At 68.3% G+C, this 19,963-nt stretch carries 17 protein-coding genes; 7 read left to right on the forward strand and 10 right to left on the reverse strand.

Annotated elements, in window-relative coordinates; genetic code table 11:
- Positions 1–23: 23 nt before the first annotated feature.
- Positions 24–1,472, reverse strand: a complete 1,449-nt coding sequence (gene dacB, locus PotMrB4_RS08300) for a D-alanyl-D-alanine carboxypeptidase/D-alanyl-D-alanine endopeptidase (RefSeq protein WP_044406212.1) — start codon at positions 1,470–1,472, stop codon at positions 24–26.
- A gap of 193 nt (positions 1,473–1,665) precedes the next feature.
- Here dacB and PotMrB4_RS08305 point away from each other — a divergent pair, with 193 nt between their 5' ends.
- Positions 1,666–2,007 carry a YggL 50S ribosome-binding family protein gene (locus PotMrB4_RS08305; RefSeq protein WP_044406107.1) on the forward strand — a complete coding sequence of 114 codons (342 nt, stop codon included), beginning with the start codon at positions 1,666–1,668 and terminating at the stop codon, positions 2,005–2,007.
- 71 nt (positions 2,008–2,078) lie between these two features.
- Here PotMrB4_RS08305 and PotMrB4_RS08310 read toward each other — a convergent pair whose 3' ends face one another.
- A complete protein-coding gene (locus PotMrB4_RS08310; RefSeq protein WP_172432994.1) occupies positions 2,079–5,042 on the reverse strand; it encodes an HD domain-containing phosphohydrolase in 2,964 nt (987 codons plus the stop codon).
- Positions 5,043–5,438: 396 nt separating this feature from the next.
- Between PotMrB4_RS08310 and PotMrB4_RS08315 the strand changes: the two genes are divergently transcribed.
- Positions 5,439–6,080 (forward strand): response regulator transcription factor, encoded by a 642-nt coding sequence (locus PotMrB4_RS08315; protein WP_044406209.1) that lies wholly within the window; start codon positions 5,439–5,441, stop codon positions 6,078–6,080.
- Between the two features lie 46 nt (positions 6,081–6,126).
- Here the strand turns inward: PotMrB4_RS08315 and PotMrB4_RS08320 are convergent, their stop codons facing one another.
- The 6 genes from PotMrB4_RS08320 to PotMrB4_RS08345 all read right to left on the reverse strand — a co-directional run bounded on the left by PotMrB4_RS08320 (position 6,127) and on the right by PotMrB4_RS08345 (position 11,006).
- Positions 6,127–7,251, reverse strand: a complete 1,125-nt coding sequence (locus PotMrB4_RS08320) for an FUSC family protein (protein ID WP_172432995.1) — start codon at positions 7,249–7,251, stop codon at positions 6,127–6,129.
- A 9-nt stretch (positions 7,252–7,260) separates the two neighbouring features.
- Complete coding sequence (locus PotMrB4_RS08325) at positions 7,261–8,592, reverse strand: deoxyguanosinetriphosphate triphosphohydrolase (protein ID WP_074968910.1); 1,332 nt, start codon at positions 8,590–8,592, stop codon at positions 7,261–7,263.
- Between the two features lie 103 nt (positions 8,593–8,695).
- On the reverse strand, positions 8,696–9,859 hold the full coding sequence (locus PotMrB4_RS08330; RefSeq protein WP_172432996.1) for an EAL domain-containing protein: 1,164 nt from the start codon (positions 9,857–9,859) through the stop codon (positions 8,696–8,698).
- A 109-nt stretch (positions 9,860–9,968) separates the two neighbouring features.
- Positions 9,969–10,304: a hypothetical protein gene (locus tag PotMrB4_RS08335; RefSeq protein ID WP_164707345.1), complete on the reverse strand. Its 336-nt coding sequence runs from the start codon at positions 10,302–10,304 to the stop codon at positions 9,969–9,971.
- Positions 10,301–10,690 carry a phage holin family protein gene (locus tag PotMrB4_RS08340; RefSeq protein ID WP_044406089.1) on the reverse strand — a complete coding sequence of 130 codons (390 nt, stop codon included), beginning with the start codon at positions 10,688–10,690 and terminating at the stop codon, positions 10,301–10,303. The genes PotMrB4_RS08335 and PotMrB4_RS08340 overlap by 4 nt, the downstream gene beginning before the upstream one ends.
- A gap of 1 nt (position 10,691) precedes the next feature.
- On the reverse strand, positions 10,692–11,006 hold the full coding sequence (locus PotMrB4_RS08345) for a DUF883 family protein (protein WP_044406086.1): 315 nt from the start codon (positions 11,004–11,006) through the stop codon (positions 10,692–10,694).
- A gap of 369 nt (positions 11,007–11,375) precedes the next feature.
- Between PotMrB4_RS08345 and PotMrB4_RS08350 the strand changes: the two genes are divergently transcribed.
- Entirely contained in the window at positions 11,376–12,584 is a 1,209-nt protein-coding gene (locus PotMrB4_RS08350; protein ID WP_044406083.1) for an ammonium transporter, read from the forward strand.
- Positions 12,585–12,962: 378 nt separating this feature from the next.
- Here the strand turns inward: PotMrB4_RS08350 and PotMrB4_RS08355 are convergent, their stop codons facing one another.
- On the reverse strand, positions 12,963–13,649 hold the full coding sequence (locus tag PotMrB4_RS08355; RefSeq protein ID WP_172432997.1) for a pentapeptide repeat-containing protein: 687 nt from the start codon (positions 13,647–13,649) through the stop codon (positions 12,963–12,965).
- A 53-nt stretch (positions 13,650–13,702) separates the two neighbouring features.
- Positions 13,703–15,568, reverse strand: a complete 1,866-nt coding sequence (gene exaA / locus PotMrB4_RS08360) for a quinoprotein ethanol dehydrogenase (protein WP_172432998.1) — start codon at positions 15,566–15,568, stop codon at positions 13,703–13,705.
- A 308-nt stretch (positions 15,569–15,876) separates the two neighbouring features.
- Between exaA and pedF the strand changes: the two genes are divergently transcribed.
- From pedF to exaC, 4 genes are all read left to right on the forward strand, one after another.
- Positions 15,877–16,317 (forward strand): cytochrome c-550 PedF, encoded by a 441-nt coding sequence (pedF, locus tag PotMrB4_RS08365; RefSeq protein WP_044406073.1) that lies wholly within the window; start codon positions 15,877–15,879, stop codon positions 16,315–16,317.
- 3 nt (positions 16,318–16,320) lie between these two features.
- Entirely contained in the window at positions 16,321–17,070 is a 750-nt protein-coding gene (locus PotMrB4_RS08370) for a quinoprotein dehydrogenase-associated SoxYZ-like carrier (RefSeq protein WP_083422351.1), read from the forward strand.
- An 80-nt stretch (positions 17,071–17,150) separates the two neighbouring features.
- Positions 17,151–18,083, forward strand: coding sequence for a quinoprotein relay system zinc metallohydrolase 1 (locus PotMrB4_RS08375; RefSeq protein WP_172435061.1), 933 nt, complete (start codon positions 17,151–17,153; stop codon positions 18,081–18,083).
- A 109-nt stretch (positions 18,084–18,192) separates the two neighbouring features.
- Positions 18,193–19,713, forward strand: a complete 1,521-nt coding sequence (exaC, locus tag PotMrB4_RS08380) for an acetaldehyde dehydrogenase ExaC (protein ID WP_172432999.1) — start codon at positions 18,193–18,195, stop codon at positions 19,711–19,713.
- The last annotated feature ends 250 nt before the right edge of the window (positions 19,714–19,963 follow it).

The raw sequence follows: 19,963 nt of genomic DNA on the forward strand, positions 1-19,963 counted from the left end.
CCGGGCGGGGCCGCCATTCAACTTCAGCGGGCGCCGCCCTTGGACTGGTGCAGGTCCAGCAGCACCTGATCGAGGATCGACGAGGCACCCCAGGGGCGCGGGTCGTTGAGGATCGCCACCACGGCCCAGGTGTTGCCCGCGCCGTCGCGGCTGAAGCCGGCAATGGCCCGTACCGTGTTCAGCGTTCCGGTCTTGATGTGGGCTTCGCCTGCCATGGGGGTTCGGCGCAGGCGCTTGCGCATGGTGCCGTCCATCGCCACCAGCGGCAGCGAGGCGATGTACTCGGCGGCGTAGGGGCTCTGCCAGGCCGCGTGGAGGATGGTGGCCATCTCCCGCGCACTGACCCGCTCGTTGCGCGACAGGCCCGAGCCGTTCTCCATCACCAGATGCGGGGCGGTGATGCCCTTCTGTGCCAGCCACTTGCGGATGACCCGTTGCGCCGCCTTGGCGTCGTCGCCATCGGCGTCGGTGCGGAACTGCGCGCCGATGCTGAGGAACAGCTGCTGGGCCATGGTGTTGTTGCTGTACTTGTTGATGTCCCGAATGATCTCCACCAGGTCCGGGGAGAAGGCGCGGGCCAGCAGCTTGGCGTCCTTGGGCACGTCGGCCTGGCGGTCCTTGCCGAGGATCGAGCCGCCCAGCTCCTTCCAGATGGCGCGCACGGCACCGGCGGCGTAGGCCGGGTGGTCGAGGATCGACAGGTAGGTCTGGGCGCTGCAGCCTTCCGGCAGCTGGCCGGTGGCGATCACCGTGGTGCCGTCGAACTGGGTCACCGGGTTGTAGCGCACGTCGGGGAAGGCGGGGCAGGGCGCGGCCTTGGTCACCTTGATCTGGTTGTCCAGGCGGATGCTCTCGATGGGCGGCTCGGCCGCCAGGCTCACGCGGCCCCCGTCGGCGCGGGCGACGAAGCGCAGGGCCTTGAGGTTGACCAGCAGCGAATCCGGGCCCACCAGGAAGGGCTTGTTGTCGTCGCCGCCGTCGTCGTTGAACGCCGGCAGCTGCGGGTGGACGAAGCGGCTGCGGTCCAGCACCAGGTCACCGGTGACCTTCAGCACGCCGTTGGCGCGCAGGTCGCGCATCATCAGCCACAGCTTCTCCATGTTCAGCTTCGGGTCGCCACCGCCCTTGAGGTAGAGGTTGCCGTTGAGCACCCCGTCCTTGAGCGTGCCGTCGGTGTAGAACTCGGTCTTCCACTGGTAGGTGGGGCCCAGCAGCTCCAGGGCGGCGTAGGTGGTGATCAGCTTCATGGTGGAGGCTGGGTTCACCGACACGTCCGCATTGAAGATGGTCTGGGCGCCCGGGCCGGTCAGCGGCAGGGTCACCAGCGACAGGGAGGAGGGGGCGATCTTGTTCTTCTTCAGGGCCTGTTGGACCTTCGGCGTGAGGGTCGCATTGACCTGGACGGCCTGGGCCGGCAGGGCGAGGGGCAGGAGCAGGCCGGCGAAGGCGAGTGGGCGAAGGGTCTTGAACAGGGACATCAACGACGATCCTCCAGGCGGAGGCGGACAACGGGGTCATGCATGGCTGGGTGTTCCCGCGGTGGTTTGGGGAAAATGCGCGCATTATGCCGCAAGCGACCGCCGGGCGCAGGGCCCCATGCGGCACGGGCCAAGCGGCGCCGAACCTGCTAGAGTGCGCGCCTTGAAAACCTCTGAGGACTGCCTGATGGCCAAGAACCGCTCCCGTCGCCTGCGTAAGAAGCTCTGTGTGGATGAATTCCAGGAGCTGGGCTGCGAACTCAGCCTGACCTACAAGGAAGGCCTGGACCTCAACGCGCTGCAGGACTTCCTGGATGCCTTCATCGTCGAAGCCATCGATGGCAACGGCCTGGGCTACGTCGGTGGCGAAGACTACGGCTTCGTCTGCCTGGCCAAGCGTGGCTCGGTCAACGAAGAGCAGCGCACCGCCCTGGAAGCCTGGCTCAAGGGCCGCAGCGAACTGGCCGAGTTCAACCTCAGCCCGCTGGTCGACGTGTGGTACCCCGAGAACGCGATCAACGCCCAGTAAGCAGTTGACGTGACTCGGAAAAAAGGCGCCCCAGGGCGCCTTTTTTCATGCTCGCAGGAAGGCCGCAGTGGCTATGACGGGCTCTCCGTCACCCCCGCCCGCTGCAGCAGCTGTGCCTCGTCCACCGCATCCACCTGCTCGGGCCGCAGGAAGCGTTCGGCGTAGTCCCGGTACACGCCGCTGCGGATGAACAGCCCGAACAGCTCGGTGTCGATGTGCGCGCCCTTGCACATGCCGGCCATGATCCCCAGCGCCTCGGAGAGGGTCTTGCCCTTCTTGTAGGGGCGGTCAACGGCTGTCAGCGCCTCGAAGATGTCGGCGATGGCCATCATCCGCGCCGGCAGACTCATCTGCTCGCGGGCCAGGCGCTTGGGATAGCCGGTGCCGTCCATCTTCTCGTGGTGCCCGCCAGCGATCTCCGCCACGTTCTTCAGGTGTGGTGGGAAGGGCAGGCGGCTGAGCATCAGGATGGTCTGCACGATGTGGTGGTTGATGATGTAGCGCTCCTCCGCCGTCAGCGTCCCGCGTGCGATGGCGAGGTTGTGCAGTTCGCCCCGGTTGAACTTGTGTTCCGGCACGTCGAGACGGAATCCCCACGGATTGTCCGCCGCCATGCGCTCGCCCTCGGGGCGCTCCAGCAGGTGCTCGGGACGGTCCGCCAGCAGCGGCTCCTCCGCCGGCAGGGGGCGTGGCGGCGTGCGGGCCTGGCGCTGGGCCTCTTCCCAGGACACCCCCAGGCGGTCGTCCAGGGTGCGCAGCCAGGTGCGCCCGGCAATGGCGTGCAGCCGCTGCTGGTCTGCCTCGGCCATGAACTCCCCGCCCAGGTTGCAGCGGGCGATGAAGGCGAATTCGTCATCCAGGGTGGCCAGCAGCGCGTCCCGCTGCGCCGCCAGCACGGCCTCATCGGCTCCTTCTGCACGGGCCCGCCAGTAGGTGATCCAGGCATCGCGCTTGAGCACCTCGAAGCGCATCCGCACTTCATGGATGCGGTCGTAGAGGGTTTCCAGCTTGGTGGCCTTGTCCACCACGTACTCGGGGGTGGTGACCTTGCCGCAGTCGTGCAGCCAGGCGGCGATGTGCAGGGCCTCCCAGTCCTCGTCACTGGGGTTGTAGTCGCGGAAGGGGCCGTCCTCGCTCTCGGCAGCGGCACGGGCCAGGGCCAGGGTGATCTCCGGGACGCGCTGGCAGTGGCCGCCGGTGTAGGGGCTCTTGGCGTCGATGGCGCCGGCGATCAGCTGGATGAACGCATCCAGCAGCTGCTTCTGCCGTTCCAGCAGGCGCTGGCTTTCGATGCACAGCGCCGCCACGCCGGACAGGGCCTCGACGAAGGCGATGCGTTCCGGCCGCAGCATGGCGGGGTTGGCCTCGCCGCCGGTGTCGCGCTGCAGCAGCACCAGCAAGCCGATGGTGTCGCCCTGGCGGTTATGCAGGCCGGTGCCCATCAGGTGGGCGCGCGGCGTGCCCAGGGCGTTCAGCAGCGGCCCCAGTTCGCCAGCCTGGTCGTAGCCGAGCGACTGGGCCAGGGTCGCGCCGCCGTTGGCGGGCTGGCGGATCCAGGCGGGGAGGGCGGGGTCGTTCATGTCCCGTGCGGCCAGGCCGAGCTCCGAGGGCTGCCGCTGCTGGCCGTCGAGGAACAGGGCCTGGGGTTCGAGCCGCCCCTGCTCGGCGTCCAGCAGGTAGAGGATGCCGCCGGCGGATTCGCTGATCTCCACGGTCTCTTCGAGGACCCGGCTCAGCAACGCATCGAAGCGCTTTTCCGCCGAGAGGCTGGCAGTGATGTCGAGGAAGCTGCCCAGGGTGACCTTCATCTTCTCCATCGCCACGGCCAACTGGTCCACCTCCAGCACCGGCGAGCGGCCGAGCGCGGGCATATCGAAGTCGAAGCGACGGATGGCCTCGGCTTCCACCACCAGCGCCCGCAGGGGCTTCACCAGGATGCGTGACAGCAGCCAGCCGACCGGGATGCACAGGATGAGGATGACCAGGGTGAGCACGCCGCCCTGCCAGCGGATGCGGTAGGCATCGGCCAGCAGCTCGTCCTCGGGGGCCAGCAGGGCCAGGTAGAGCCCCTTGGGGCCGCCGGCCTGCAGGTGCTGGCGGGAAACCACCCATTGCCGTCCCGCCAGTTTCAGGGTGGTGCGCAGGTCGTCTTGCTCGCTGCGGTCGAGCAGCGCGGCGATGGCCGGGTCCAGGTCGCGGGCCATGGTCAGGCGCGGCTTGTCGTCGATGCGGGTGATCAGGCGCGTGCTGTCGGGGTAGGCCACTGCTTCGCCACTGGGCGCGAACAGTACTACCTGGGTGCCGGGGGTGACCCGGTGCGCCGCCAGGGTGGCGGAGAGGTCGGCCAGGGTCAGGTCGGCGCCGATCACCGAATCCTCGCCCGCCGGCAGTGCCAGGGTGGTGCCCACCGCGCCGCTGGAGAAGAACACATAGGGCGCGGTGGCGATATGGCCACCCTGCTCCAGGGCGGTGTTGAACCAGGGGCGGCTGCGTGGATCGTAGCGCTCGTTGAGGTCCTGCCGACGGCTGATCACCGTCAGGTTGTCGTCGAGGAAGGTCGACTCGGACTGCGCGCGGGACAGGTTGTTGCGCTCGATGCTCCAGACCTGGAAGGCCGCGCCAGGCGGGGCATCGAAGCGCTTCTTCAGGGCTTCGGTGCGCAGCGGGCGGACCATGAGGAAGTCACCGTCGTCGTACCCCTGGTAGAGGGCGGCCAGCTTGGGGTGGTCGCGCAGGGCCTGGACGAAGGGCCTGAGCAGGCGTTCCTGGCGCTGCCAGGCGGGGTCCTGTGCGCTGCCTGGCGTCAGGGCCATCAGGTTGAGCAGGGTGTCGATGGGACGGTAGGTGCCCTCCAGGTCCGCCTCCACCTGCTGGCTGATTTTCCCGAACAGCGCGTCGCTGCTGGACAGGATGATCTGCGTGGCCTGCCGGTAGTTGAAGACCCCGAGGATCACCCCGGAGATCAGCAGGAGCAGCGTGAACAGCAGGCTGATGTGGACATGCAACGGAAATCGACGTTCGAGCGACCTTGGCATTGCCGAAGCTCCTGATCCCTGTTTGGGGCGCGCTTGCAGCATAGATGAGGCCTGGGGAAGGCGCTGGGGCAGCCGCGGAATAGACCGCTCTGCCTGGGCAGTGACGGCTGCCGGGGGATATGGCCGAACGGGGAAGCACAGGCGGAGTGATCGCGCATCTGCTTCCAGTGGTAGCGAGAGCTGGGAATGAGAGGGGAAAAGACGGGTTTGGGCCCTGATGCTGCGGTTAGAAAGTAGGACTATTCCTAAGGTTCTGACGGCTCCGTCCCTAATCCCTGCGATCCACCCCATCGACGCTCGACAGGCCTCCCGTCATCTCTATCTTGGCGAAACCCGTACACCCTCAAGGGAGATAAAAAGGTGAGCAAATTGGTAGACCTGGATGAGTTCCTGCGCATGGGCAGCGAAGCACCGAGCAAGGTGCTGATCGTCGACGACCACCCCGTGATCCGACTGGCCGTGCGCCTGCTGCTCAACCGCGAGGGGTATGAAGTGATCGCCGAGACCGACAACGGCGTCGATGCCATCGCCCTGGCCCGCGAACACGTGCCGGACCTCATCATCCTCGACATCGGCATCCCCAAGCTCGGCGGCCTCGACGTCATCGCCCGCCTCAGTTCGCTGGAGCTGCCGCTGCGCATCCTCGTGCTGACCGGACAGAACCCCAGCCACTACGCCGCCCGCTGCATGCAGGCCGGCGCTGCCGGTTTCGTCTGCAAGGAAGGCGACCTGGGCGAACTGGCTTCGTCCGTACGCGCGGTGCTCTCGGGCTACAGCTACTTCCCCAGCGACGTGATCCGTTCCGGCAAGCGCCAGGTCGGTGTCCCCGACGAGCAGGAGCTGATCAGCCGCCTCTCCGACCGCGAGCTGGTGGTGCTCAAGTACCTGGCCAACGGCTACAGCAACAAACGCATCGCCGACGAGATGTTCATCAGCAACAAGACCGTCAGTACCTACAAGTCCCGCCTGCTGCTCAAGCTCAACGCCCGCTCGCTGATCGAGTTGGTGGAGTTCGCCAATCGCAACGCGCTGGTCTGAGCGCATCACAACCCAGTAGGCGTCGGGATCGGCGACGCTGCGGGGGTCAGTCGCGCAGGGGCTCGGTGACGGGCTCCGCCTGCGGGGCCGGTCCAGCCGCCCCAAGCGCTTCCTCTACTTCCACGTCTGCCTCCGCCGGCGCCTGTGGCGTCCAGCGCAGCCGTGCGCGGTGCGCGCCGTAGGCCACCAGCAGTGCCAGGGCGGCGCCCAGCAGGCTGTTGTAGAGGCGCACCTCCGGCAGGTGCCAGTCGTGGGCCAGGCTCTCGGCCAGCAGCACGAAACACAGCATGGTCTGCGCCACGAACAGGCCGTAGTGCTGGGCGATGAAGGCACGGCTGAGCACGATCAGCGGCAGCATCGCCGCCACCAGCCAACCCGGGCTTTCCAGCCAGTGACCGAACAGGATCAGTGCCAGCGCCGCCGCCAGGCTGCCGAGGCTGCGCTGGATGGCCCGCACCAGGCTGCCGTCCAGCTCCATCTGCAATGTCGTCACCACCGTCAGCGTCAGCCAGTAGCCTCGCGGCAGGCCGCTGAGGTTGGCCGCCAGGCCCGCCAGGGCCACCGCCAGGGTGCAGGCCAGGGCGTGGATCCACCACAGCCGCTGTGGCAGGCGCCCGGCGTGCCGGCCGAACACCTTGATGAACCCGCTCAGGCGCGGCAGCACCGGCCACAGGCGCAGGCCGTGGGCGCCCCGCAGGAAGAACGCCAGCAGCATCACCCACAGCCCGCCGATGGCGAACAGCGCCCCTACCGCCAGGCCGTTGTGCAGGTTGCCGCTGCCGGCCTGGCCCTGGCCGAGGCACAGGCACACCGCCAGCCCGACCCCCAGCTTGCCCAGCTCCGTGCCGTAGCGCTGCAGCACCGCCAGCAGGAAGCCCCACAGGGCGAAGGTGCCGAGGCTGGCCAGGGGATGGCTGGCGGCCCAGAAGCCGATGCCTGCGCTGAGGGCGCCGAGCAGCGTGAGCAGCAGCATGCGCAGCATGCCGAAGCGATGCATCGGGTTGGCCAGCGCCGCCTGGAAGGCCCCGGTGGCGGCCCAGAGGAAGCCCGTGTGCGCGGTGAACAGACCGAGCAGCAGCGGCAGGCCGCAGCCCAGGCCGGCGATGGCCGCCGGGCCCCAGGCCGGAGGGCCGGCGTGCCAGTGGAAGCTCTGCCTGATCGCCTGACGCACGGAGGTTCCCTAGACCGGGCTCGAACGGCCGGTCATCTCCCGGGCCATCTCGGTGGCGTAGCTGTCGGTCATGCCGGCGATGAAATCCAGCACCCGCAGGAAGGAGCGGTACAGCGGCCAGCCCGGGTTGGGCGCGTTGTTGCCCAACAGGTCGAGGATGCGCCGGTTCTTGAACGACGGCGTACGCCCGCCGTGCTGCTCCAGCGCTGCGCCGCAGAAGGCGTTGAGGAGGATTTCCAGGGTGGTGTAGGCGCCGATCTCGTGCAGCGTCTTGCGCTTGTCCTGGAAGATGCGTTCGCGGGCGATGGCCTTGGCGCGCAGCACGCAACGCTTGGCCGGACCGTCCATGTGCTCCACCAGGTCGCCGTGCAGGGTGCCGGCGAGCAGGGCGTCCTGCTGTTCGACGAAGGCCCGCGCGGCGGCGTTGGTCAGGTGCTCGATGGCCTTGCCACGCAGGATCGCCAGCTTGCGCCGGCGCGAGTCGTGTGGGCCGAGCTGGCGGTAGGTTTCCGGCAGGTCGTCGCCCACCAGGCCCAGCAGCACGGCCTCCACCTCGGCGTAGTCCAGCAGCTCCATCTCCAGGCCGTCTTCCAGGTCGATGAGGGCGTAGCAGATGTCGTCGGCCGCCTCCATCAGGTAGACCAGCGGGTGGCGCGCCCAGCGCTGCGGTTCCAACTGCGGCATGCCGAGCTTCTGGGTGATCTGCTCCATCAGCGGCAGTTCGCTCTGGTAGCAGCCGAACTTGTGCTTCTTGTAGCCCAGCGCCTCGGCGTGCTGCGAGGTCCAGGGGTACTTGAGGTACGCGCCGAGTGTGGCGTAGGTCAGGCGCGTGCCGCCGTCGAACTGGTGGTACTCCAGCTGGGTGAGCACGCGAAAGCCTTGGGCATTGCCCTCGAAGCTGAGGAAGTCGGCGCGCTCGACGTCGCTCATCGCATCCAGCCAGCCGCGCCCGGCCGCCTGCTGGAACCAGTGGCGGATGGCGTCCTCGCCGGAGTGGCCGAACGGCGGGTTGCCGATGTCGTGGGCCAGGCAGGCGGACTGCACGATCACCCCCAGGTCCGAGGGTTCGCACCAGTCCGGCAGCGCCTCGCGCAGCACCTCGCCCACGCGCATGCCCAGGGAGCGGCCGACGCAGCCCACCTCCAGGGAATGGGTCAGGCGGGTGTGGATGTGGTCGTTGCTGGAAACCGGGTGCACCTGGGTCTTGCGGCCCAGGCGGCGGAAGGCGCCGGAGAAGATGATGCGGTCGTGATCCTTGTGGAACGGGCTGCGGCCCAGCTCCTCGGTGCTGTGCACCGGCTTGCCGAGCCGTTCCCGGGTAAGCAGTGTCTGCCAGTCCAATGCCTGTCCTCGCCTTCAGTGGCTCAATGGGAGGCTAGCTTCCCGGTTAAGCCCGGGCGAGGCAAGTGGACCTTGGGACGGCTGCGGTAGTTCCGCGCCTGGCTCAGAGCCCGGCGGCGTCGATGTCCACCAGCAGCAGGCGGCGGCCGTTGTCGATGAACTGGCCGGCGGTCAGGCAGTACTGGTTGGTGGTGGCGTCGCGGTAGGTGGTGGAGAGCGTCAGGCGACGCTCCTCCCAGCCCTCGGCCAGCAACTGGTAGAAGTACGGCCGCCAGGACCAGTTGTGGCCCTGGTAGCGGGCGTCCTCCCGCCACGCGCCCTGGTGCCATTCCAGGTTGGGGGTCAGCTGGGTGCCGGTGCGGTCGCACTGGTAGATGCGTAGCAGCCAGGGGAACTCGGCGGGGTTCGGCAGCGCCTGGTGGCTGCTGCCGGCCTCGGCCCAGGACTTCAGCTGGTTCATCAGGCGGTTCAGTTGCTGGCGCATGTCCATCAGTTGCGAGCGCTCGGCCAGCTTGCGCTTCACGTAGCGATCGCGCAGCTCGGCGAAGCGCGCAACGAAGGCATCCGCCGGGAAGAACGCCAGGTGCGGCGCGGCGAACAGATAGCCCTGCACGTAGCGGGCGCCGCACTCCAGGGCGAAGTCCAGTTCGGCCTCGGTCTCCACGCCCTCGGCGATGATCCAGCAGCCGGTCTTCTCCGCCATCTGCGCCAGCGCCTTCACCACCTCGCCGCTCGGCCCACCCCGGGCGGCGGCCTGGAACAGCTGCATGTCCAGCTTGAGGATGTCCGGCTGCAACGCCAGCACCCGGTCGAGCTGCGAATAGCCCGCGCCGAAATCATCGATGGCGATGCGTGCACCGGCCTCGCGGTAGCGCGCCACCACGTCCGGCAGGCGCTGGCTGGCGCCGCCCAGTTCGGTGATCTCGAAGACGATGCGCTCGGGGCTCACTCCGTTGCGCTGCAGCTGCTTGAGGCTGGGCAGGGCCTGGCCGGGGCGCAGCCGGCTGATCCAGCGGGGCGAGATGTTGAGGCTGAGGAACCAGTCGGCCGGCGCTTCGTGCAGGCGGCGCAGGGCGTCCTCGCGGATCTCCCGGTCCAGCCGGCGCAGGGCGGCGGGCGGGATGCGCGGGTCGACGAACAGCGGGCCCACCGAACGCAGGGTGGCGTCTTCCAGGCGCAGCCGCCCCAGGGCCTCGACCCCCGCGATCCGGCCGGTGGCGGTATCGATGAAGGGCTGGAAAGAGGCGAGTGGTTGCCCCTCGATCACGGGCGGCTCCTTGTTGTAATGACCCCAGGGTCCGCGCAAGCCAGCGCGGGAACGACGGGCGATGCCCGGACCGTTCCATTAGCAAGAACGTGGCCAGTTTGTCCGACGATCAGGGGCGGGGCGGGCGGTCCACGGCCTGGCTGTGTTGCTTCCACAGGGCGCCCAGCAGCGGTAGCAGGGTGCCACCCAGCCGGACCCAGCGCGCCAGCGAGCCGCCGCGGGCCGCGAAGAAGCCCAGCGCGGCGATGCCGGCAATGCCCCAGAGTGGTGCGTGCCCCTGGCCCAGGGGATGCTGCAGGCTTTGCGCCAGGCCCTTCACCCGGCGCAGGGGCCGGGTAATCACCTGGGCTTCGTGGCGGATCTCCTGGCGGTGCATCTCCAGGCGCAGGCGGACCAGCGCCTTGCGCAGTTCACGGCGGGAGGAGGGCAGGGGCGGCTGGGTCATGGCAGCAGGCGCTCGCGGTCAAGGGCCAGCTCTTCGAGGGTGCCGGCGAAGGGGGAGGCTTCGTCGTCCACGGCCTGCTTCAGGCGCCAGGCGCAGTAGACGGTGAGCAGCCCGTAGAACAGGCAGAGCCCGCCGATGGCCTGCAGGCGCCAGGCGTCCCAGCACAGCACCAGGACCAGCGCCGACAGGCTCATCAGCAGCAGCAGGGCGAAGACCAGCGCCAGCCCGGCGAACAGCAGCAGGCGCAGGCTGTTGGCCTTCTGCTCCTGCAGCTCGATGCCGAACAGCTCCACATGGCTGTGCAGCAGCCCCAGCACGGCCGCGCCGAGGCGGCGCGGCGACGGGCCGGGCTCGCCGGCCTCGGGGTTGGGCGCGTCCGCCTGCATGTCAGCGACGGTTGGCCAGCAGGCCGAGCAGGAAGCCGACCCCGGCGGCAAGGCCGATGGTCTGCCACGGGTGCTCCTGCACGTAGCCCTCGGTGGCGGCGACGGCGGCCTTGCCCTTGTCCACCAGGCGTTCTTCCGCGAGGTTCAGGGTTTCCCGGGCGCGCTTTAGGGAGTCGTGGATCTGCAGGCGGAGGTCCTCGGCCTGCTCGCCGGCCAGGCTCGCGGTGTGCTGCAGCAGTTTCTCGGTGTCGCCGACGAGGGCCTGGAATTCGGCGATCAGGTCATCCTGGGCGCGGGAGGCGTTGTTGCGGGGCATGGCGGTTCTCCTTGAAAGGCTCAGGGGTTCTGAGTCCTGCCCGGCGCAAAGGGTTCAGGGGAAATTTGCCCGGCCGTCCGCCAACACCCGCCGTGCCTTGGTATGCGGCTTGCTTTGCCCTGGTGCGCCCGGCTGGAAAACGCCCCGTTATCGAGCGGCAAGGCGGCCTGCCGAGGTGCACGCTTGATTGGTCAAGCGACTGATAAATAAAGAAAAAGTCATGAGTCAGCTGATGCTTCACACTGCCTTTCGCCCCGTTGCGGGGCATCGCCAGGGAGCGGTCCCCGGTGGGGTGGCATCAGTCTGGTGCGCTGTGATGGTGCTGTGACCTTTCTTGGTGCCCTTTCACTGCCGGAGAGCCCCCTCTCGATGGAAAACCTCAACAGCGCCGTGCAAACCCTGATCCACGGCTCCAATACCCTGTTCATCCTGATGGGTGCGGTCATGGTCCTGGCCATGCACGCCGGCTTCGCCTTCCTCGAAGTCGGCACCGTGCGGCAGAAGAACCAGGTCAACGCCCTGTCGAAGATCCTCTCGGATTTCGCCGTCTCCACCCTGGCCTACTTCTTCATCGGTTACTGGGTGGCCTACGGGGTCAACTTCCTGCAGCCGGCCGCCGTCCTGGCGGAGGACCATGGCTACGCGCTGGTGAAGTTCTTCTTCCTGCTGACCTTCGCCGCCGCCATCCCCGCGATCATCTCCGGCGGCATCGCCGAGCGCGCCAAGTTCGGTCCGCAGCTGTGCGCCACCGCACTGATCGTCGCCTTCGTCTACCCCTTCTTCGAGGGGCTGATCTGGAACGGCAACTTCGGCCTGCAGGACTGGCTGAAAGCCAGCTTCGGCGCCAGCTTCCATGACTTCGCCGGCTCGGTGGTGGTGCATGCCGTGGGCGGCTGGCTGGCCTTCGGCGCGGTGGTGCTGTTGGGCCGCCGCGATGGCCGCTACCGTGATGGCCGGCTGATCGCCTTCGCCCCGTCGAACATCCCGTTCCTGGCCCTCGGCTCGTGGATCCTCATCGTCGGCTGGTTCGGCTTCAACGTCATGAGCGCCCAGACCCTGCAGGGCGTCAGCGGCCTGGTGGCGGTCAACTCGCTGATGGCCATGGTGGGCGGCACGGCGGCCTCGCTGCTGGTGGGCCGCAACGACCCCGGCTTCCTGCACAACGGGCCGCTGGCCGGCCTGGTGGCGGTGTGTGCCGGCTCCGACCTGATGCATCCGGTGGGCGCCCTGGCCACCGGCGCCATCGCCGGCGGGTTGTTCGTCTGGGCCTTCACCGCCACCCAGGTGAAATGGAAGATCGACGACGTCCTCGGCGTCTGGCCCCTGCACGGCCTGTGCGGCGCCTGGGGCGGCATCGCCTGCGGCCTCTTCGGCCAGCAGGCCCTGGGCGGCCTCGGCGGCGTCAGCCTCGCCAGCCAGTTCATCGGCACCGCGCTGGGCCTGGTGGTGGCGCTGGTGGGGGGCTTCGCCGTGTATGGCCTGCTGAAGAAGACCCTGGGCATCCGCCTCAGCCAGGAGCAGGAGTATTACGGCGCCGACTTGTCGATCCACCGCATCGGCGCGACCAGCCAGGATTGACCCCGGCAGCGGGCACGGAGAGGCGCACCTGTGCGCCTCTTTTCGTTTGTGGTGGTGGGCGCCCGTAGCCTGGGCTTCAGCCCAGGGGGGCGGTGCAGGCCATTCCCGGACTGAAGTCCGGGCTACGGGGATGTTCAGGTGGCGCAGGGGGATCGCACTCCACCGATCCACTCCCGCCGCCGCACCGGGCGCCCCGGTTTGATGCGGTTCGCACGGCTCACCGCATCCTACGGCTGCTCGGTTCGTAGGATGGGCTGAGCTGTGCGAAGCCCATCGTTGCGGGCTGTGTGCTTAACCGATCCACCGAATTGTTGGGAGGCACAGGCACAAAAAAGGGGCCATCCCTGGCCCCTTGCAGAAACGCGTGTGGAGTGCCGGTTACTTTTCCCAATCCTGGGGGCAGGCGGTGCAGCCTTCCATGTTCACGCCCTGGAACGAGGCGTAGTGCTGGCGGGTGCCGCTGAGGTCGGCGTTCTCCAGGTTTGCGTCGGCGAGCTTGGCCTCCTGCAGGTTGGCGTCGTTGAGGCGGGCGCCCTTGAGGTCGGCGCGGCTGAGGAAGGTCATCTCCAGGTCGGCCGCCTGCAGGTTCACGTCGTGCAGCTTGGCGCCGGAGAGGCGGGCGAATTCCAGGTAGGCACCGGTCAGGTCGGCCCCCTTGAACTGCGCGCCCTGGCCGAACAGGCCCCAGCCCTGGATGGCCATCAGGTGCGCGTCGCTGAGGTCGGCCAGGCGCAGGTTGGTCTGCTGCAGGCTGGCGCGGGTGAGGTTGGCGCCCACCAGTCGGGCCTTCTCCAGGTTGGCCAGGTCGAGGTTGGCGTGGCGCAGGTTGGCACCGGCCAGGTTGGCCCCGGACAGGTCGATGCGGCGCAGGTCCAGGTTGCTCAGGTCGGCGTTGGCCAGGTTGGCCCCCGGGCAGTGGGCGCCGGGCTCCAGGCGGCAACCGTCGATCACGCGCACGGCGTCGGCATCGCTGTCGTCGGCGGCTGGCTGGGCGGGTTCGGGCTGGGCCCAGGCGAGGCCGAAGACCAGCATGAGCAGGGGAAGGAACATGGGCAGGTAGTTCATGGCAGCTCCCGGAACGAGAACCGGCGCACCCGAGGGCGCGCCGGTGAGGATGGTCAGCGGCTGGCGGTCTTGTTGTCCCAGCTGGGCAGCTTGAACACCCAGAAGGAACCGCCCTGGGCGACCGGCTTGGTCAGCTCGGCCATGTCGCCGCCCCACAGGGGCACGGCACCGCCGTAGCCGACGGTCACGCCGATGTACTGCTCGCCATCCTGTTCCCAGGTGATGGGCGGGGAGACGATCCCGCTGCCGGTCTGGAATTTCCACAGCTCCTTGCCGGTCTTCGCATCGAAGGCCTTGAGGAAGCCGTCACCGGTGCCGGTGAACACCAGGTTGCCCTTGGTGGCCAGCACGCCGGCCCACAGCGGCAGGTGCTCGTTGTGCTCCCACACCACCTTGCCGGTGGTCGGGTCCATGGCGCGCAGGCTGCCGACGTGGTCGTCGTACATGCGCTTGATGCGGAAGCCCATGCCCAGGTAGGCGGAGCCCTTCTTGTAGTTCACCTCCTCGGTCCAGTAGTCCTCCTTCCAGTTGTTGGCCGGCACGTAGAACAGGCCGGTGTCCTGGCTGTAGGCCATCGGGTTCCAGTTCTTGCCGCCGAGGAAGGGCGGGGAGACCTCCACCGGCTTGCCGTGCTTCTGGCCCGGCTCGGGCAGCGGCGGACGCTGGCCTTCGTTCTCCACCGGGCGGCCGGTCTTCAGGTCGATGTGGCTGGCCCAGGTGATGTTGTCGACGAAGGGGAAGGCGTTCTGCAGCTTGCCGTTGGTGCGGTCCACCACATAGAAGAAGCCGTTGCGGTCGGCGTGGGCGGTGGCCTTCACCGTCTTGCCGTCCTTGCCCTTGTAGTCGAACAGCACCAGCTCGTTGTTGCCGGAGAAGTCCCAGGCGTCGTTCGGGGTGTGCTGGTAGAACCACTTCACCTCGCCGGTGCTCGGGTCCACGCCCACCTGGCCGGAGGTGTAGAGGCTGTCGTAGTCGTGGGGGTTGCCGCCCTTGGTGGTGCGCGCCCAGGTGTTCCAGGGGCCGGGGTTGCCGGCGCCGACGATGATGGTGTTGGTCTCGGCGTCGAAGCTGGCGCTCTGCCAGGGGGCGCCGCCGCCGTGGCTCCAGGCCTCCACCTTGCCGGTGGGGGAGTCCTTGTCGTCCGGCCAGGAGGGGGCCTTCACGTCGCCGGTGGGGGTGCTGTCCTTGCCGTTCAGGCGGCCCATGTGGCCCTCGACGAAGGGACGCATCCAGACTTCCTCGCCGGTATCCGGGTCGCGGGCGAACAGCTGGCCGACCACGCCGAATTCGTCACCGGAGCTGCCGTGGATCAGCAGCACCTTGCCGGTCTTCTGGTCCTTGATGAGGGTCGGCGCGCCGGTCATGGTGTAGCCCGCCGTGTGGTCGCCGAACTTCTTGTTCCACACCACCTTGCCGGTGTCCTTGTTCAGCGCCACGAGGCGGCCGTCCAGGGTGCCGAAGAAGATCTTGTCGCCGAAGATCGCGGCGCCCCGGTTGACCACGTCGCAGCACGGGCGGATGTCGGCCGGCAGGCGGTGGTTGTAGACCCACAGGCGCTTGCCGGTCTTGGCGTCCAGCGCGAACACGCGGGAATAGGAAGCGGTGACGTAGATCACCCCGTCGCTGACGATGGCCTGGGACTCCTGGCCGCGCTGCTTCTCGTCACCGAAGGAGAAGGACCAGGCCGGCACCAGCTTGAACACGTTCTTGTCGTTCACCTGGGCCAGGGGGCTCCAGCGCTGGGCATTGGTGCCCATGCCGTACTGCAGCACGTCCTTGACCGAGACATGGTCGTTGGCGATGTCTTCCCAGGTGACGTTCTTGGCGAAGGCAGCGCTGGTGGCAGCCAGGCCGCCGGCGAGGAGCAGACCCTTGACGGCGAGGGCCAGCGGGGAGTGGGGGAGCGATCTTGTTGTCATCTTTGTGGTTCCCGTGGTCGTTGAGGACCAGTGCGCCACCTGGCGTCCTGGCGTATCGCATAGTGGAAGCGACCCCCTTGCCGGGATACGGAAAAACTCCCGCGATGGCCGGGAAAAATTCCCAGTCCGGACATGACTTGGACTTGCTGCCAAAGCCTCCCCCGGCACCTCCCCGGGGCCTGCTACCAAGGGAGTAGGGCGCGCCCACCAAAGCAGCATTCGGGCCCCCTGGGGGCCTCCTTACCATCCTCGGCACCACGCTCCAGGCGAGCGTTGCCTTGCCCAGCATCTCGATGAGGATGGAAGTCATGCACAACAACAAGAACACCCTGCGCGGTCTGCTGCTGCTCGCCGGCATGGGCCTGTCCGGCCTGGCCCTGGCCCACGGCGACGTGGTGCCCCAGGCGGTGAACACCGAAGGCCTCGAGCCCCTGGGCAAGGAATGGCGCGAAACCAACCCCTACCGCGCGCCCTACGAGAAGAACGCCCTGGCGGTGGAGATCGGCGCCTCGGCCTATAACCAGAACTGCGCCCGCTGCCACGGCCTGGAAGCCAAGTCCGGCGGCATCGCCCCCGACCTGCGCTACCTGGAGACCGATGCCAGCGGTGACGAGTGGTTCAAGGAGCGGGTGATCAACGGCGCCGTTCGCGATGGGGCCGTGTACATGCCGAAGATGGCCGACTTCCTCAGCCAGGAAGCGCTCTGGGCCATCCGCTCCTACCTGGAAAGCGTCCACGTGGACGAGTGAGCCATGCGCCGCTGGCTGCCACTGGCCCTGGGGGTGTGCCTGAACGTCCAGGCCGCTCCCGATCCGGGCCCGGACCCGGTGCCCTCGGTGATGTGGGCCTACCACCACCAGCGCATCCTCGAAGGCGCCCCCTTCGTCTTCGACTCGCGCGTGGTGCTGCAGGCCCCGCCCTTCGCCGAGGACGCCCGGCAGGTGCCGATCCAGGTCGACGCCCGGGGGCTGCCCGGCCCGGTGCGGCGGCTGGTGGCCTGGGCCGAGCTCAATCCCATCCCGCGGATCTTCGATTTTCGCCCCGGCGAGCGGGTGCTGCCGGTGGTGGCCGTGCGCATCCGTGTCGAGCAAGCCACCGCCGTGCGGGTTGCCGCGCTCACCGATGACGGTGTCTGGCATGTCGGCTCCGCCTGGGTCGACGCCGCCGGCGGTGGCTGCACCGCCCCCAGCGTGGTGCGCGCCCAGCCGGGCTGGGAGCAGCGCCTCGGGCACATCCAGGGCGCCCGCTTCGCCCACGACGGCGCAAGCCGCCTGCGCCTGCGCATCGACCACCCCATGGACAACGGCCTGGTCGGCGGCGTGCCCGAGTTCTTCCTCAACCAGGCCGAACTGCGCAGCCCCACGGGCGAGGTCCTCGCCAGCCTGGAACTGTTCCCCGCCGTCGCCGAGAACCCCACCCTCAGCCTGGAGACCCGCACCCCGGAGCCGACCCACCTGTGGCTGAGGGACAACAACGGCAACGAGTTCGAGGCCGACTTCTGAACCGTGCGCTCAAGGAGATAGACGTGCGCCATCACGAGCCCCATCCCCGCGAACCACGGCCCGTGGCCACCCGCCCGGCGATGGGCCTGCTGGTGCTGGTGTTCCTGATCCTGCTGCCGCTGCTGTCCCGTGCCGAGCCGGAATACCCCCTGGAACCCCGGCGCATCGCCGACGACACCTGGCTGCTGGAAGGCAGCACCGAGAACTTCAGCAGCGCCAACGGCGGCAACGTGGTCAATAGCGCCTTCATCGTCACCGATGCCGGCGTGGTGGTGATCGACACCGGCCCCTCGCGGCGCTACGGCGAAAGCCTGCGCCGCGCCATCGCCCGGGTTACCGAGCGCCCGGTGGTGCTGGTGTTCAACACCCACCACCATCCTGACCACGTGCTGGGCAACCAGGCCTTCGCCGACGTGCCCATCGCCGCACTGCCCGGCACCACCGAACTGCTGCGCCAGCAGGGCGACGCCATGGCCGAGAACATGTACCGCCTGGTGGGCGACTGGATGCGCGGCACCGAAGTGCGCCTGCCGGACCAGGCCGTGCAGGCGGGCACCCGCACCGTTGGCGGCCACCCGCTGCGCCTGCTGGCCCTGCGCGGCCACACCGGGGCCGACCTGGCCATCCTCGACGAGCGCACCGGCGTGCTGTTCGCCGGCGACCTGGTGTTCTACCAGCGTGCCCTCACCACCCCCAACAGCCCGGGGCTGGAGGTCTGGCTCGACGACCTGCGCCAGCTCCAGGCGCTGCCCTGGAAGCACCTGGTGCCCGGCCACGGGCCGGTCACCGAGGACGCCGCCGCCTTCGATCAGATGCGCGACTACCTGGGCTGGCTCGACGGCCTGCTGCGCGAGGGTGCCGCCCAGGGCGCGGACATGAACGAGCTGATCCGCGCGCCGATTCCCGAGCGCTTCGCCGCCGTCAGCCTCAGTCGCTTCGAACTGGTGCGCAGCGTCAGCCACCTCTACCCCCGCTACGAACAGGCCGTGCTGCAAGGCGCTACTACCAAATGAGGAGGCCACCGCACCCATGGGCGCATACCGATGGGGGCAGCGTGGCCACTAGCATCCACTCACCCCCTGGCCCGTATCGGCGCCAGGCCCCGTCAGGAGAGCCCATCGCATGCGTTACGCACAACCCGGCACCCCCGGCGCCGTCGTTTCCTTCAAGGACCGCTACGGCAACTACATCGGCGGCGAATTCGTGCCCCCGGTCAAAGGCCAGTACTTCACCAACACCTCCCCGGTGAACGGCCAGCCCATCGCCGAATTCCCCCGCTCCACCGCCGAAGACATCGACAAGGCCCTCGACGCCGCCCACGCCGCCGCCGATGCCTGGGGCCGCACCTCCGTGCAGGACCGCTCCAACGTCCTGCTGAAGATCGCCGACCGCATCGAACAGAACCTCGAAGTCCTCGCCGTCACCGAAACCTGGGACAACGGCAAGGCCGTGCGCGAAACCCTCAACGCCGACATCCCGCTCGCCGCCGACCACTTCCGCTACTTCGCCGGCTGCATCCGCGCCCAGGAAGGCGGCGCCGCCGAAATCAACGACGGCACCGTCGCCTACCACATCCACGAACCCCTCGGCGTGGTCGGCCAGATCATCCCCTGGAACTTCCCGCTGCTCATGGCCGCCTGGAAGCTCGCCCCGGCCCTCGCCGCCGGCAACTGCATCGTCCTCAAGCCCGCCGAACAGACCCCGCTGGGCATCACCGTACTCATGGAGCTGATCGGCGACCTGCTGCCGCCCGGCGTACTCAACGTCGTCCAGGGCTTCGGCAAGGAAGCCGGCGAAGCGCTCGCCACCAGCAAGCGCATCGCCAAGATCGCCTTCACCGGCTCCACCCCCGTCGGCTCGCACATCCTCAAGTGCGCCGCCGAGAACATCATCCCCAGCACCGTCGAACTGGGTGGCAAGAGCCCCAACATCTACTTCGAAGACATCATGCAGGCCGAACCGGCCTTCATCGAAAAGGCCGCCGAAGGCCTGGTCCTCGCCTTCTTCAACCAGGGCGAAGTCTGCACCTGCCCCTCCCGCGCCCTGGTGCAGGAATCCATCTACCCCGCCTTCATGGCCGAAGTGATGAAGAAGGTGAAAGCCATCAAGCGCGGCGACCCCCTGGACACCGACACCATGGTCGGCGCCCAGGCCTCCCAGCAGCAGTACGAGAAGATCCTCAGCTACCTCGACATCGCCCAGCAGGAAGGCGCCGAAGTGCTCACCGGCGGCGCCGCCGAGAAGCTCGAAGGCAGCCTCGCCACCGGCTACTACATCCAGCCGACCCTGCTCAAAGGCCACAACAAGATGCGCGTCTTCCAGGAAGAGATCTTCGGCCCGGTGGTGGGCGTCACCACCTTCAAGGACGAAGCCGAAGCCCTGGCCATCGCCAACGACACCGAGTTCGGCCTCGGCGCCGGCCTCTGGACCCGCGACATCAACCGCGCCTGGCGCATGGGCCGTGGCATCAAGGCCGGTCGCGTCTGGACCAACTGCTACCACCTGTACCCGGCCCACGCCGCCTTCGGTGGCTACAAGAAGTCCGGCGTCGGCCGCGAAACCCACAAGATGATGCTCGACCACTACCAGCAGACCAAGAACCTCCTGGTCAGCTACGACATCAACCCCCTGGGCTTCTTCTGACCCCACCCGCTCCACGAAAAACGCGGCCTCGGCCGCGTTTTTCGTTTCAGCCAGCCCCCACACGCACCGGGTCGCGGCGACAAACGTAGGATGGGCTGAGCTGTGCGAAGCCCATCATTGCGGAGCCAGGGCACGGAGCGATGCGGTTCGCCGAGCTCACCGCATCCTACGGATGCGACCGTGCGTGGATCGCGTTTCATCGATCCACCGCCGGAGCCATGCCGCTCCCACGGGGTGCTGCCCGGTGGGT

Source organism: Metapseudomonas otitidis, from assembly GCF_011397855.1.
Classification (GTDB): Bacteria; Pseudomonadota; Gammaproteobacteria; order Pseudomonadales; family Pseudomonadaceae; genus Metapseudomonas; species Metapseudomonas otitidis.

Coding starts and splice junctions, on each gene's coding strand:
- PotMrB4_RS08340 (WP_044406089.1), bottom strand. CDS start 10,690: ATGCAGGCGGACGCGCCCAACCCCGAGGCCGGCGAGCCCGGCCCGTCG.
- exaA (WP_172432998.1), bottom strand. CDS start 15,568: ATGACAACAAGATCGCTCCCCCACTCCCCGCTGGCCCTCGCCGTCAAG.
- PotMrB4_RS08350 (WP_044406083.1), top strand. CDS start 11,376: ATGGAAAACCTCAACAGCGCCGTGCAAACCCTGATCCACGGCTCCAAT.
- PotMrB4_RS08315 (WP_044406209.1), top strand. CDS start 5,439: ATGGGCAGCGAAGCACCGAGCAAGGTGCTGATCGTCGACGACCACCCC.
- PotMrB4_RS08310 (WP_172432994.1), bottom strand. CDS start 5,042: ATGCCAAGGTCGCTCGAACGTCGATTTCCGTTGCATGTCCACATCAGC.
- PotMrB4_RS08375 (WP_172435061.1), top strand. CDS start 17,151: ATGGGCCTGCTGGTGCTGGTGTTCCTGATCCTGCTGCCGCTGCTGTCC.
- PotMrB4_RS08370 (WP_083422351.1), top strand. CDS start 16,321: ATGCGCCGCTGGCTGCCACTGGCCCTGGGGGTGTGCCTGAACGTCCAG.
- PotMrB4_RS08305 (WP_044406107.1), top strand. CDS start 1,666: ATGGCCAAGAACCGCTCCCGTCGCCTGCGTAAGAAGCTCTGTGTGGAT.
- pedF (WP_044406073.1), top strand. CDS start 15,877: ATGCACAACAACAAGAACACCCTGCGCGGTCTGCTGCTGCTCGCCGGC.
- exaC (WP_172432999.1), top strand. CDS start 18,193: ATGCGTTACGCACAACCCGGCACCCCCGGCGCCGTCGTTTCCTTCAAG.
- PotMrB4_RS08355 (WP_172432997.1), bottom strand. CDS start 13,649: ATGAACTACCTGCCCATGTTCCTTCCCCTGCTCATGCTGGTCTTCGGC.
- PotMrB4_RS08335 (WP_164707345.1), bottom strand. CDS start 10,304: ATGACCCAGCCGCCCCTGCCCTCCTCCCGCCGTGAACTGCGCAAGGCG.
- PotMrB4_RS08345 (WP_044406086.1), bottom strand. CDS start 11,006: ATGCCCCGCAACAACGCCTCCCGCGCCCAGGATGACCTGATCGCCGAA.